The organism is Limnobaculum xujianqingii (genome assembly GCF_013394855.1).
Lineage (GTDB): Bacteria > Pseudomonadota > Gammaproteobacteria > Enterobacterales > Enterobacteriaceae > Limnobaculum > Limnobaculum xujianqingii.
In genome coordinates this window covers 2,606,605-2,620,441 of sequence record NZ_JABMLK010000001.1, presented here as the reverse complement: position 1 = coordinate 2,620,441, position 13,837 = coordinate 2,606,605, and the positions used below count along the sequence as shown (strand labels likewise).

Here is a 13,837-nt window from a genome sequence, read left to right as displayed (position 1 = left end):
GGGCGTGTAAATATATTATTCAGTCATCGGGCTATTTGGAGATAAACATTTGCAGGTAAAGCGTTCGCTAACAATCAAGCAGATGTCGCTAGTGACGGTAGTTGCTCTGGCGACGATTTGTATTTTTATTATTATACAAATGTTTGATTTTATTCAGCAGCGTAAAGAGGTTTATCACATTCAGCTCGATAATATTGGCTATTCCGTTTCGCAACCTCTGGAGAGGGCGCTGTGGGATAAAAATATGAAAGAGATCCAACGTGCGCTGGATAATTTGATGGAACTGGATTTTTTAACTCAGGCCAATCTAATTGTGAATGCCGAGTTGGTCTCTGTTCACAGCCAGCGTGGACCCAATGGCAAAGTCCCTCATCTGGCTAAACAGTTGTTGGATCTTCCTATTGTTTCACTGATTCCACTTTATTCTCCGGAATACAATGCCATCGATCCCCAGCCCATGGGCTATCTGGTACTGGAAGCTGACTCCTATAAGCTTTATCAATATACCCTGAAGCGTTTTTCTACTTTGCTGGTAGCCTATTTATTACTGGCTTTTATGCTCTCAATCGCTATCAGCTGGTGCCTGAATCGTTTGTTAGTCTACCCATTGCGCGCTATCGCCGATGACCTGCGTACGCTGCCGGTAGAAAATATTCAGTATCATCAACTTTCATTACCCCGATACCATCAGGATGACGAACTGGGAGTATTGGTTCGCAGTTATAATCGTAATCAGCAGGCGCTGGTGCAGGCTCATCACCAGTTAACCCGCATGAGCACGCGGGATCCTGTTACCGATTTACCCAATTACACCCTGTTTCAGGAGCTGTTAAAACAACAGCTGGTAAATAGCGGTTATGAAAAGCAGCCGTTTAGTCTGCTGTTTATTAATTTAGATTCTTTTAAAGATATTTATCAGGCATTGGGGCAAGAACAAGGAAATCTTGGTCTTATCGATGCGGTTAAACGCATGAGAGAAGTGCTGGGCGAACATACTTTACTGGCGCGGCTCCATGGTGAAGAGTTTATTGTACTTAGCAAATCGCTGGAAAGCCCGTTGCATGCTATGCAGCTGGCACAACGACTGGTCGATCATATTACCTCACCGCTCAGCATTAATGAGTATCAGTATTTACCGACTGTCAGTATTGGTATTGCGCAATATCCCAGTGATAATGAAGAACCTGATGGGCTAATCGCCAATGCTCAGGCGGCGATGCTATTAGCTCAACGGCGGGGGAAAAATCAGGTTCTGTTCTTTGAACCGGATATGACCAACGATATTCAACAACGGCTGATTATGGAAAGCGAAGTGGTTCGTGGAATGAAAGAGAACCAGTTCTGCCTCTATCTCCAGCCTCAGGTAGATATGGCTACCGGGCTGCCTTATGGTGCAGAGGCTCTCATTCGTTGGCATTATGCGGAAAACGATATTCGCTATCCGGGAGACTTTATTCCGTTAGCGGAAGAGACGGGATTAATTCTTGAGTTAGGGTCATGGGTGCTGGAAGAAGCCTGCACTACTCTTGCTCACTGGAAACAACAGGCGATTCCATTGACTCTCTCCGTTAATTTGTCGGCATTGCAATTGCAGCAGCCTGATTTAATTGAGCAGTTGAGTGGGTTATGTCAACGCTATGATTTCTGCCCAAATAAGCTAATTCTGGAGCTGACAGAAACAGCAAATATTTATGATCTGAAGGCAGTACTGCCAACCTTGATAAAAATGCGTGATTTAGGCATTTCTATTGCATTGGACGATTTTGGCACCGGATACTGTAACCTTAATTATCTCAGTCATTTACCTGTTGACGAGTTGAAAATTGATAAGAGCTTTATCGATGGATTACCGGACGATGATGAGCTGGTGCAGATCGTCAATTCGATTGCTCAGATTCTCTCTCTGAAAGTGGTGATCGAAGGAGTGGAAACTCAACAACAGGCCGATTGGCTGCTGGCACACGGCATGCATTTTGCTCAAGGCTATCTTTTTTCTCGTGCGCTTCCTTATGAAATGTTTAAGGAAAAGTACCTGTCTTCCTATTATTAAGAAAATCGATATTCCCCTGAAGGTAGTACATGAACGAGATTGTTAATATTGTTAATAAATACCGAATCACTAATTAGCAGAGATAGAAAAGTACCGATTAACCAATTTTTGACCATAAAGTACGTAAAACCAGCAGTTGTGATGCGATCCAGTTCATATTTCTGATTTTTCCCCGTTGTTTAATCAATAAATTAATATCCATAGTGTTAATTGGATGTTATTTTCCAGCGCTCTACACCGTGTTGCTAATAAAAATAAGGAAAGCATCATGAAATTGAATATTTTCAAATCACTCTATATTCAGGTGTTAATTGCAATAACGGTTGGGGTACTGTTGGGGCATTTTTATCCTGAGATTGGTGCATCAATGAAGCCGTTAGGTGATGGCTTCATTAAATTGATTAAAATGATTATCGCACCAATTATCTTCTGTACCGTTGTTACAGGTATTGCCGGAATGGAGAGCATGAAGGCCGTAGGTCGTACAGGCGGCATCGCGTTACTCTATTTTGAAATCGTCAGTACATTAGCCCTGCTGATTGGTCTGGTCGTGGTAAACGTGATCAAACCAGGTGCAGGTATGAATGTTGATGCATCTCAACTGGATGCCAGTGCTGTTGTTGCTTATGCAGACGCAGCTAAATCACAAGGTATCGTTCCATTCTTACTGGATGTCATTCCAGGCAGCGCAGTGGGTGCGTTCGCCAGTGGTAACATTCTTCAGGTATTACTGTTTGCCGTGCTGTTTGGTTTTGCCTTACACCGCCTGGGTGAAAAAGGTCAGTTAGTGTTTAACGTAATTGACAGCTTCTCCCGCGTAATTTTTGGCATCATCAACATGATCATGCGCCTGGCACCTCTTGGGGCATTTGGTGCAATGGCCTTTACTATCGGTAAATATGGTGTAGGTTCTCTGGTACAGCTAGGACAGTTAATTCTGTGCTTCTATATCACTTGTGTGCTGTTTATCGTGTTCGTAGTTGGTGCAATTGCTAAAGGCTTTGGATTCAGCATTTTCAAATTTATCCGTTATATCAAAGAAGAACTGCTGATCGTTCTGGGTACTTCTTCTTCTGAGTCGGTATTACCAAGAATGTTGGATAAAATGGAGCGTTTGGGCTGTCAGAAATCGGTAGTAGGATTGGTTATTCCTACCGGGTATTCGTTCAACCTCGACGGAACATCCATCTACCTGACCATGGCGGCGATATTTATCGCTCAGGCCACCAATACTGAGATGACCGTGCTTAACCAAATTACGCTGTTAGTGGTATTACTACTGTCATCAAAAGGGGCAGCAGGGGTAACAGGCAGTGGCTTTATCGTGCTGGCTGCAACTATCTCAGCTGTGGGCCACTTACCGCTGGCTGGGTTAGCGTTAATTCTGGGTATCGACCGCTTCATGTCAGAAGCTCGTGCGTTAACTAACCTGATTGGTAATGGTGTAGCAACAGTGGTTGTTGCTAAGTGGTGCCGTCAGATAGACGAAGACAAACTGCATGAAGAGTTAAACAATCAGGGCTCTAAAAAGGTAACTTCAGCCGTCTGATTAATACTTCGTTTCAATAAAAGATCCTCACCTACGGGTGGGGATTTTTTTTATCTGTGCCAAAGAGAAGGGCGGATAGCAAATCTGTTTTAAGCGTAAAAATTGACATGAAATAGGATAAGACCGGATAAAGCTTTGGTTGGTGTGGAAATAAAACATTTCTCAGATATAATTTCATATGCAATGAAATTGTTTATTTTATAATCAAGCGTTGCTTCATTTCCTTCCGACGGCTTGCTGCTGGCGGTATTCTCTGCATAATGTCTCTATTTGCAAGTTAGCCATCAGTTTTATTATTTAAATGATAGTAGCATTAAGTGACATCTCGACAGCCTGCTTCTTTCAATAACAAAAACGACAAGGATGCAAATATCAGCTGTCAGACAACCACATGATGTTGTCGGGTTGATATAAGCAGTAAATGAGGTTTCAGTATGCATAGTAAGTTTTTACGATCCGCTTTAGGTGGATTGGTGTTGATAATGGCGGAAGCTGCTCAGGCAGAGCCATTAAAAGCCGATCCAGCATGGCAGGAAGGAAAGTTAGAAAATGGGTTTAAATGGCAAGTGCTTGCTACCCCACATCGTCCAACGGATAAAATTGAAGTTCGTTTAGAAATTAATGCGGGTTCTCTGCAGGAAAGTATCCCACAGGTTGGTTTTTCTTATCTGTTACCGCGTCTGGCAACGTCTCAAACCGAGAATTTCAGCAATGCTGAAATGCAGGCGCTGCTCCCCCAAATTCTTCCGGATGCTGAGCCAAAGTATCTGGTGGAAGTTTCCTATGATTACACTCGCTACAATTTGAGCCTGCCAAATAACCGGCCAGAAATATTAAAAGAAGCGTTCAGCTGGTTATCTGATGCAGTGAATCGCCCAACGGCAACCAATGAGCAAATTCAGGCTATTCGCAGTGAGTTTACTTCACCACTGGTGATGCTTCCATCCGGGTTGAATGATGCCTGGTGGCGTTACCGTATTAAAAATTCGCCGTTAATGGGCCATGAGCCAGGGCAAACCATTGTTGCAGACGCGAGTGCAGAACAGCTGGGTGAGTTCTACAGCAAATGGTACACCCCGGATGCAATGACGCTGTATGTGGTAGGTAATGTTGACCGTCGGGTATTGAACGATCAGATCAATAAGGCTTTTGGTGGCTTAAGCGGTAAGCGAGAGACGCCGGCAACCATTGCGGTACTGAGCGCATTACCGCCAACTCCGGTTAGCTTTTCATCTCAGGGTGTGACCAAAGATCGTATAAAACTGGTATGGGACGATCCATGGCATCCGGTAGTGACTACGGCTTCACTGGAACGCCAATGGTTAAGCATGATCGCCAATGACATGATTAAAAATCGTTTGAATCAGAAGCTTGGGCGTAGCGTACTAAAGGGTGAACCACTGAATATTGAGTGTCAGGTACAGTTTCAACGCTATAAGTGCAATATGACACTGGACGTGCAGCTACCGGCGCTGAAAAGCAGCATTAAACAGCTGGGAACCGAACTGGTGAAACTGGATAAAGAAGGTATCACTGAGGCGGAACTGAAAGCTTTGGTTGCAGCACAGAAAGAGCAGTTGGACAAAGCGATTGCAACCTACGCCAAAACTGATACCACAGAGATCATGAATCAACGTCTGCTGATTCAAAAAAGCGGCTCTATCGCTGTCGATCCTGAATCTTATCAACAGTTGAACCAGAAGTTCCTTAGCAGCCTGACTACCACGGATGTTAATGCGCGTATTCATCAAATTCTCACCATCAAACCAACCATGGTGCTGACTCAGCCAGCGGGTGAACCTGAGGAAAATGTTAAGGTGTTAGCTGATTTACTTGATTCTGTCATGACGCCAAAGGCGGAAGAAGCTAAGTGATTTGAGCGATAAGTAAAAGAAAAGCCCCGGTCTGAAACTCAGTACCGGGGCTTTAGATTGATGAAAAAGTCTGATAGTTCTGTTGAGTTCTTTAAGATAGCCAATTGTTGGGAGGGACTGGCGTGGGGGTCGACTTGGCGTCAGCCAACGAAGTGCCCGTAGCCTGGCCAGGCCCAACACGCTCCGTAGCTGAGTACAGATGCTTTACCGACCGTTCTCAGTGCAAATATAAGCACAATGTTTTTACGGTCGGAATAGGTTCAGATGTTGATTTATTAGATTTGTCAGCAGTCTGAAGCCCCGGTCTGAAATTCAGTGCCGGGGCTTTTTCATTGGATGTTATCTCAGACCCCAGGCATCGCTTCCAGAGGAATGATTGCCCCACGATATTGAATAACCGTGCTGGCGGTCAGATGGCCACGTTTAATGGCATCAGCGACATTTCCACCTTGTAAACGAACGGCAAGATAACCCGCGCTGAATGAGTCACCAGCAGCGGTAGTATCAACTACCTTCTCTTTAGCCAGTTTAACTGCCGGTACATCTTCGCGATTACTACCGATAGCGGCGATACAGGAGTCTGCACCGCGCTTAATGATGATTTCGCTAACGCCAAGCGCCTGAGTACGGGTGATAACGTTTTCGTATGGCTCTTCGCCCCACAGTGCATCTTCATCGTCCAGAGTCAGGAAGGCGATATCGGTACAGCAAAGCACATCATGATAGACCTGCTGAGTCTCTTCACGGCTTTGCCACAGGCGTGGGCGATAGTTATTATCAAAAATTACTTTACCACCATTACTACGACAGGCTTTTAGCAGACTGATAAGCTTCTGGCGGCTTTCCGGATTAAGAATAGCCACACTGATTCCACTCAGATAGATATAGTCGAAGTGTGCCAACTTTTGACAAATTTCATCGGATTTATCGCGAGTTAGCCAGTAACGTGCTGCGGCATCATTACGCCAGTAATAGAATTTACGCTCACCTGTGTCATCGGTTTCGATGTAATAGAGGCCTGGCATCTTGTCATCCAGTTGCTGGATTAAGTCGGTTTTAACCTTCTCTTTTTGCCAGGTGGTCAGCATTTGATCGCTGAAAACATCGGTTCCCAGAGCGGTAACATAGTGCACCGCCAGTTTATCTTCCGGTACCTGACGGGCAATATATACCGAGGTATTCAGAGTATCTCCGCCAAATCCACGGCTGACATTATTTTCTTTTTCAGAGAGTTCGATCATGCATTCGCCAATAACGGCAATTCTTTTGGTGGTCATGGTGTGGCATCCCAGTCTTAATTTTATTGGTTATTGGGATTAGTTTTATAACTTAGCCGGGGATAGTCAAGAAAAAATAAAACATTGTTTCAATAATTGTGTGGTGACGCTTTTTTAGTAAAAAATGATGCGCTTATTCTGATGATATCGAACAGAGATAAGCGCAATGATCAGTTATGTTGACTGTGGGGGCGTTTGTTGGTTATTAGCGTCAGTTTTTTTCTGATTTTCTTGCGCGGTGGCAATCCAGGCGGCGCAGAATAAGGTTAAACGCGCAAAAAAGTAGAAAAATGCCAGCAAACCAATAATAGAACCAAAAGCCGCGCCAGAAGGGGATTTTGCCAACTGCGGTAATGTAATGGTCATAATAAATTTGATCGCTTCAAAACCGATAGCCGCCAGCAGAGTGCCCTTTAGTAATGCTCTAAGATTGGGGCGTTGTTTTGGCAGCATCCAGAATATCCACAAGAACATGAAATAGTTAGCAGTAATGGAAACTGTCAGGGCAATCAGAGTTAAAGCCGGTCTGAGCCAGGTGATGCCTCCCAGCCCTAAGGCGTTAACAATAACCTGCTGGGCCGAACCAGCAACTGACGTGAGAGAAATAGTAACAATAAGCGCAATGACTAATCCGGTCAGGGAGATAAAGTCTTTGATATAACGGAAGTAAAACTTGTCTTTCTCCGCAGGATTACGTTCCCAGACATCCCGACTTTGTGCCCGAATGGCTTCCCGTAAGTTACCCATCCAACTAATACCAGAATAGAACGCCACTAACAGACCCGTTAAACCAACGGTAGTACGCTGGCGGATGGCGGTATTAACCGTATTTTCCAGCGTAGTTGCCAGATTGGGATCAGAAACGCTGGTAACAATTTTATTAATCAGCTCAGCCAGCAGCTCGGGATTGGAGGCCAACACAAAACCGGCAGCGGCAAAAGAGACCATCAGAATAGGGATCAGCGACAGAAAAGAGAAGTAAGTAATGGCGGCACCAAACTGGCTTCCCAGACGATCGTTAAAGCGTTCGGTTGCGCGCAGTAAGTGTGCAATAGCGGGAATAGCTTTAATTCTGTCTGCCAGGCGGGTGGCTGTTTTTACCGCGTTATTCATCAGGAAGTTCTTTATATTGGTGCGGGTGGTTGAGGCAATCGCCGCGTTTACTGTTATCTGTTTGATAATAGCAAAGTTTATTTGTATCGACAAAAATCGGGGTAAAACTGACGGGTAATAAGCCAGAAGTAACAAGTCAGTGTAGTGGTTTTTTATCGTCATTCGGGCAATAAAAAACCCGAATATCAGGCCAATATTCGGGTTTCAATTGATCTATCGCCGCGCGATTAGCACATGGTGACAAACTCTTCAGCTGCTGTTGGGTGGATAGCAACGGTGTTATCAAAGTCTTTCTTGGTTGCGCCCATCTTAACGGCAACCGCAAAGCCCTGAAGGATCTCATCCATACCGAAACCGATACCGTGAATACCAACGATTTTTTCTTCTTTACCGGCACATACCAGTTTCATACGGCATGGCTGACGGTGGGCAGTTACTGCGGTATACATGGCAGTAAAGGAAGATTTATACACTTTCACCTGATCGTCGCCATACTGCTCGCGTGCCTGACCTTCTGTCAGACCAATAGTGCCGATAGGCGGATGACTGAACACCACGGTAGGAATATTGGAGTAATCCAAATGCTCATCCGGCTTGTTGTTAAACAGACGTTCGGATAAACGACGGCCAGCGGCAACCGCAACCGGAGTCAGCTCAACCGCACCGGTGTTATCACCTACGGCATAGATGCCCGCAACGTTAGTATTCTGGAATTTATCAACCGGGATATAGCCTTTCTCATTGGTTTTAACACCAGCGGCTGCCAGATTAATGTTATCCGTTGCTGGTTCACGACCAATGGCCCAAATCAGGCAGTCTGTGACGTGCTCTGTGCCATCTTCCAGCTTCAGAGTTAATGTGCCGTCGGCATTTTTAACAATGGCTTTAGGGATGGCTTGAGTGTGCAGAGAAGGACCTTCTGCGGCCATAACTTCCAACAGAGTTTCTACGATCATCGGATCGAAAGTACGCAGAGGGGCATGTTTACGCACAAACAGATGGGCATCAACCCCTAATCCATTCAGAACGCCAGCGATTTCCACCGCAATATAACCCGCACCAATAACCGCTACGCGCTTAGGCATTTCATCCAGAGCAAAGAAGCCATCAGAGTTAATACCGTATTCCGCACCCGGAATAGAAGGTACGGAAGGGCGACTGCCGGTAGCGATCAGAATGTGGTCTGCGGTAATTTTTTCACCGTTTACTTCGACAGTATGGGCATCAACAAAGCGGGCAAAGCCATGAATCACATCAACTTTATTATTACCTAATACGCGATCGTAAGATTGGTGGATACGGTCAATATAAGCAGTACGGCTTTCGATCAGCTTTTTCCAGTCGAAATGATTTACCGTAGTATCAAAGCCATAATCAGGTCCATACAGATGGATGGCTTCGGCGATTTGCGCCGCATGCCACATTACCTTTTTAGGTACGCAACCTACGTTTACGCAGGTACCGCCGAGGTATTTAGCTTCAATAATGGTACATTTTTTTCCGTAAGAAGCTGCACGGTTAATAGAAGCGATTCCGCCGCTACCACCGCCGATAGCAAGATAGTCGTAATGTTTAGTCATGATATTGTCTACTTCTCTCTATAGCTAAGAGGGGATTGAGAAAGGTTCTCACAACCCGCTGGAGAATAAAAGCCCCCCGAGCGTCGGTTCTGTTTTTACATATCAGTATTCACAGACTGACAGGGGTCACTATTGGTGCTTAACCATTGATCGGGAATAGGAACCGATAAGGTATCTGATAAATCTTGTAACGTTTCACTCAGCCACTGGTTCGCTTTATCGATTAACGCCAGTTCGGCCTGGTGGTTCTGCTCTGAATTGGTTACCGGTAATGTGCTGTATTCCTTCGACTCCAACACGATCCCATTCTGATATTTCTCATACAGCCAATGCTTGTTGGTCTGGAGTTTGTATTGGGTGCCATCAATAACTTTCTTCATCATGGATGCACCGCGAAAACGAACGGGAAGCGCTCTGCCCGCCAGATTATCAAACTTCCAACCGATGAAATCATTGGTAATATCCGGATCGGGATAGGTCCAGAAGCTGACGCCATCGTTGAGTTGAACATGCAGCGTGGTTGGCATACCGCTTTCATCAATATATTCCACCTGCACAACCTCAGGGTTACTTTCCCGAAAGCGCGTTATATTGATGTTTTCCTGACCGGATTTTACCGTTAAGGTGCAACGTTTGGTATCCGGCCACAGCGTAAGTAAAGCACCATCACCATCAGGAATTTCAGGCTTGGGTTCAAGCTTGCCGTCGATACTGTTTTTGGCCGGAGGATAGATGTAACCGCGGAGTTCAGAGGGTTTTTCACCATAAAAAACCCATTTAGCAGCAGGCACAGGAAATAAAAATTGCCAAATCAGCCAACCGGCTAAAATCACGATAGCGATCACAGAAAGGCTGATACCGACTAGCGTATTTCTTTTCATAACCATTCTCAACTCTTACTACAGCCGCCCAATGAGTGTTTACTCCGGTGTAATCCAACTAACTTTAGTATGGCCTATGCCTTCCGGGACCAGTACGCGATGCAGCCATGGTAAAACGGCATTCATCTGCTGCTCAAGCTTCCAGGGTGGATTAATCACAATCATACCTGACGCGGTCATACCGCGACGATCGCTGTCCGGCTGAACCGCCAGCTCGATTTGTAAAATGCGTCGAATGCCTGTTTCTTCCAGCTCTTTGACCATGCGTTTGATTTGTTGGCGTAGCACGACAGGATACCACAGGGCATATACGCCAGTAGCAAAGCGCTTATAGCCTTCCTGAATACCCTGAACCACTGCCTGATAGTCAGTTTTGAGCTCATAAGGTGGATCGATCAGAATAAATCCACGGCGTGACTGAGGGGGAAGCTGAGATTTTAACTGCTGATAACCATCAGCACGTAAGACTTTGCTGCGGTCATCCTTAAGGAACTCATGGCGTAACAGAGGGTAATCTGTCGGGTGTAGTTCCGTCATATGCAGTTGGTCTTGCTCTCTGAGCAAGTGACGGGCAATCAACGGTGAGCCGGGATAATATTTCAGGTAACCGCCTTTGTTGTAGGCATTAACCGCAGACATATAAGCTTCAAGCTCGGCAGGCATATCATCCCGTTGCCAGATCCGGGCAATACCTTCCAGATATTCACCGGTCTTTTCCGCATGCTCGCTGCCTAAAAAATAGCGTCCGGCACCAGCATGGGTATCAAGATACAGAAAAGGTTTCTCTTTCTCTTTGAGCGCTTCAATAATCAGGCTTTGAACGGTGTGCTTCACAACGTCGGCATGATTACCGGCATGGAAACTGTGGCGATAGCTTAACATGGTGTCTTATACATTCCTGTGATTGACCTGCGCCACCATCAGATGTGGTGACCAACAAGGTATTTATCGTCTGCGCAATATACTGGCTAAAAATGCTGGCCGAATAGGGGATATGCTGCGTTATGGCGACCAGTATAAACTGTCTGACCGATAAAAAGTGAAAATCATTGCCGGGCATTGCTGTTGTCTGCGTTTTCAGGTTCGGCAGAGGTACTGGTTAAATGGGCTAAGAAACGCAATAGTGCATCTGATGGCGCGTTATCTTTACGCCAGAATACGCCAACGCTGCCTTTTTGTTCGATGCGCGGCAGGGGTAACATCGCTAACTGACCTTTTTCCACATAGCGTTGAGCCAGTCGCCAGGACAGAATCGATACAATATCGCTGGCCTGCACCATATTCACGGTTACGCTCATGGAAGAGGATTCCAGATAATTTTCCGGTAGCATCACCCCTTGATCCACCAAGGCATTATCAATACTAACGCGAATTGGGGTACCCGTGGGCCAGACAATCCAGCGATATTCCAATAGATCCTGCCAACTGATTTTATCTCTGGTTGCCAGAGGATGGTTACAGCGGCCCACAAAACATACGGGCTCGGTATATAACACCCGGTAATTAAGCGGCAACTGCAATGCTTTTCCACCCACTCGCCCAACCACTACATCAACTTTGCCGGAAATCAGGCTTTGCAGCAGGGGAGTCATGACGTTTTCTACTACCTGTACATGAACGTTTGGATAATCCTTAATCAGCGAAAGCAGCGCCAGAGATACGCAGTCAGTGGCCACTGGCGAGCAGCCAATCAGCAGGCTTCCCTGCGCGCCGAGCTTGAACTGCTCAATATCTTCCCGTGAACGTTCCAGATCGTTAAGCAAACGTCGGGCATGCTCCAGCATCAGACGTCCGCCTTCTGAAGGACGTAGCCCTTTACTGTGTCGTTCAAACAGCGTCAGCCCGATATCCTCTTCCAGTGAACTCAGCCATTTAGACAGAGCCGGTTGGGTGATATTCATGATTTCTGCCACTTTACTCAAATTGCCCTGTTCGCCAATGCAGACCAGCAATCTAAGGTGTTGCACTTTCAGTTTCTGCGTCCAGTCACTCATAGGTATAACCTCCAGGTTATAGCCAGGGTCGAAATACCATTATCTTTTCACATCTCGCAGTCTCATAGTATTAACAAAATAGCAACATACATCACAAAAACGATAAAAGTACCCTACAACCATGAGGCAATAAGATGACACTAACACGTAGCATGACGGTTCAGGAGGTGATTGATGCTGCGCCCGTTTCGGCTTACCAGTGGCGGGTTTTGGCTTGCTGTTTTCTGGTAGTGACCCTCGACGGGTTTGATACCGCATCAATTGGATTTATCGCACCGGCTATTCGCCAGCAATGGCAACTGGATGCCGCTCATCTGGCACCGCTGTTTGGTGCAGGCCTGTTTGGCCTGACCTTAGGTGCATTGATATTTGGACCCATGGCCGATCGATTTGGCCGTAAGAACATTATGCAGTTCAGCGTGGCATTTTTCGGCCTGATGAGCGTGCTGTCCGCGTTTGCTACCGATATGAACACCCTGACGATACTGCGTTTCCTGACGGGATTAGGACTCGGAGGTGCTATGCCGAATGCGATCACCCTGACATCTGAATTTGTACCTGCCCGGCGACGAGCGGGTCTGGTCACTCTGATGTTCTGCGGTTTTACGCTGGGTTCAGCACTGGGTGGTGTGGTTAGCGCCCAATGGGTTCCCCATATCGGCTGGGAAGGCATTCTGATTCTGGGGGGCGTGATGCCATTAGCACTGTGTGTGGTGCTATGGAAGGTGTTACCAGAATCACCTCGCTACCGGGTATTGAAGCAGTATCAGCCTGAAAAGGTTGCTGAAGTGCTGAAAAAAATCACCGGTAAAAACTATGACGATGTCCATTTTCATCTGGATGAAAAACCGGCAGAAAAAGGTGCAGTCGCCGCATTGTTTAGTCGTGAAATTCTGCCAACTACCCTGTTGCTGTGGTGTGTGTTCTTTATGAGCCTGTTGATTATCTACTCATTGTCGAGCTGGTTGCCAACCATGCTTAACAGCGGTGGGGTTGATTTACAGCAGGCTGCCTGGGTAACCACAGCCTTCCAGGTGGGGGGAACTGCCGGAGCTATTCTGATTGGCATGATGATGGATCGCTTTAATCCTTACTGGACGTTGGCTGGCAGCTATGCCATGGGTGCGGTGTTTATTGTATTAATTAGCGTATCTGAAGGTTCACTGTGGGCTATGTCGCTGGCGGTGCTGGGAACCGGTATCGGTATCAGCGGTTCTCAGGTGGGTCTGAATGCTCTGTCCGCGGCGCTCTATCCAACCCAGTGTCGGGCAACCGGCGTGAGCTGGTCCAATGCTATCGGTCGCTGCGGTGCCATTTTTGGCTCCCTCAGCGGTGGTCTGATGCTGTCGTGGAATATCTCCTTCAGCACCATGTTTGTCGTTATCTCTTCACCGGCGGTGGTTGCCACTCTGGCACTGGTCGCCTTGCGTTTTCAACATCGCCATACGCGAATTGTTGCTCCACGCATCACCGTATTGAGCGAATAGAACCGATTTGTGATTACTCACTAAATGATAAA

Annotated in this window: 10 protein-coding genes; 4 read left to right on the top strand and 6 right to left on the bottom strand. The window is 46.3% G+C overall.

Translation table 11 applies throughout. From position 1 onward, the window contains the following. Positions 1-49 precede the first annotated feature (49 nt). The 3 genes from hmsP (at position 50) to GOL65_RS11890 (ending at position 5,473) form a co-directional block, all read left to right on the top strand. Positions 50-2,050, top strand: a complete 2,001-nt coding sequence (gene hmsP / locus GOL65_RS11900) for a biofilm formation regulator HmsP (RefSeq protein WP_140918962.1) — start codon at positions 50-52, stop codon at positions 2,048-2,050. A 268-nt stretch (positions 2,051-2,318) separates the two neighbouring features. Next, positions 2,319-3,599 (top strand): dicarboxylate/amino acid:cation symporter, encoded by a 1,281-nt coding sequence (locus tag GOL65_RS11895; RefSeq protein WP_140918961.1) that lies wholly within the window; start codon positions 2,319-2,321, stop codon positions 3,597-3,599. 434 nt (positions 3,600-4,033) lie between these two features. Continuing rightward, positions 4,034-5,473, top strand: a complete 1,440-nt coding sequence (locus GOL65_RS11890; protein ID WP_140918960.1) for a M16 family metallopeptidase — start codon at positions 4,034-4,036, stop codon at positions 5,471-5,473. 344 nt (positions 5,474-5,817) lie between these two features. Here the strand turns inward: GOL65_RS11890 and kdgK are convergent, their stop codons facing one another. The 6 genes from kdgK to GOL65_RS11860 all read right to left on the bottom strand — a co-directional run bounded on the left by kdgK (position 5,818) and on the right by GOL65_RS11860 (position 12,318). Next, positions 5,818-6,750 carry a 2-dehydro-3-deoxygluconokinase gene (kdgK, locus tag GOL65_RS11885; RefSeq protein WP_140918959.1) on the bottom strand — a complete coding sequence of 311 codons (933 nt, stop codon included), beginning with the start codon at positions 6,748-6,750 and terminating at the stop codon, positions 5,818-5,820. Positions 6,751-6,924: 174 nt separating this feature from the next. Beyond that, a complete protein-coding gene (gene yhjD, locus GOL65_RS11880; protein ID WP_140919183.1) occupies positions 6,925-7,863 on the bottom strand; it encodes an inner membrane protein YhjD in 939 nt (312 codons plus the stop codon). Positions 7,864-8,090: 227 nt separating this feature from the next. After that, positions 8,091-9,443 carry a glutathione-disulfide reductase gene (gene gorA, locus GOL65_RS11875; protein ID WP_140918958.1) on the bottom strand — a complete coding sequence of 451 codons (1,353 nt, stop codon included), beginning with the start codon at positions 9,441-9,443 and terminating at the stop codon, positions 8,091-8,093. Between the two features lie 95 nt (positions 9,444-9,538). Beyond that, positions 9,539-10,324: a hypothetical protein gene (locus GOL65_RS11870; protein ID WP_140918957.1), complete on the bottom strand. Its 786-nt coding sequence runs from the start codon at positions 10,322-10,324 to the stop codon at positions 9,539-9,541. A 39-nt stretch (positions 10,325-10,363) separates the two neighbouring features. After that, entirely contained in the window at positions 10,364-11,206 is an 843-nt protein-coding gene (locus GOL65_RS11865; protein WP_140918956.1) for a 23S rRNA (adenine(2030)-N(6))-methyltransferase RlmJ, read from the bottom strand. Positions 11,207-11,370: 164 nt separating this feature from the next. After that, positions 11,371-12,318 carry a LysR family transcriptional regulator gene (locus tag GOL65_RS11860; protein ID WP_140918955.1) on the bottom strand — a complete coding sequence of 316 codons (948 nt, stop codon included), beginning with the start codon at positions 12,316-12,318 and terminating at the stop codon, positions 11,371-11,373. 134 nt (positions 12,319-12,452) lie between these two features. On the opposite strand from GOL65_RS11860, the gene GOL65_RS11855 reads away from it, so the two are divergent. Continuing rightward, entirely contained in the window at positions 12,453-13,805 is a 1,353-nt protein-coding gene (locus GOL65_RS11855) for an MFS transporter (protein ID WP_140918954.1), read from the top strand. Positions 13,806-13,837: the final 32 nt, after the last annotated feature.

Coding starts and splice junctions, on each gene's coding strand:
- GOL65_RS11895 (WP_140918961.1), top strand. CDS start 2,319: ATGAAATTGAATATTTTCAAATCACTCTATATTCAGGTGTTAATTGCA.
- GOL65_RS11890 (WP_140918960.1), top strand. CDS start 4,034: ATGCATAGTAAGTTTTTACGATCCGCTTTAGGTGGATTGGTGTTGATA.
- kdgK (WP_140918959.1), bottom strand. CDS start 6,750: ATGACCACCAAAAGAATTGCCGTTATTGGCGAATGCATGATCGAACTC.
- yhjD (WP_140919183.1), bottom strand. CDS start 7,863: ATGAATAACGCGGTAAAAACAGCCACCCGCCTGGCAGACAGAATTAAA.
- gorA (WP_140918958.1), bottom strand. CDS start 9,443: ATGACTAAACATTACGACTATCTTGCTATCGGCGGTGGTAGCGGCGGA.
- GOL65_RS11870 (WP_140918957.1), bottom strand. CDS start 10,324: ATGAAAAGAAATACGCTAGTCGGTATCAGCCTTTCTGTGATCGCTATC.
- GOL65_RS11865 (WP_140918956.1), bottom strand. CDS start 11,206: ATGTTAAGCTATCGCCACAGTTTCCATGCCGGTAATCATGCCGACGTT.
- GOL65_RS11860 (WP_140918955.1), bottom strand. CDS start 12,318: ATGAGTGACTGGACGCAGAAACTGAAAGTGCAACACCTTAGATTGCTG.
- GOL65_RS11855 (WP_140918954.1), top strand. CDS start 12,453: ATGACACTAACACGTAGCATGACGGTTCAGGAGGTGATTGATGCTGCG.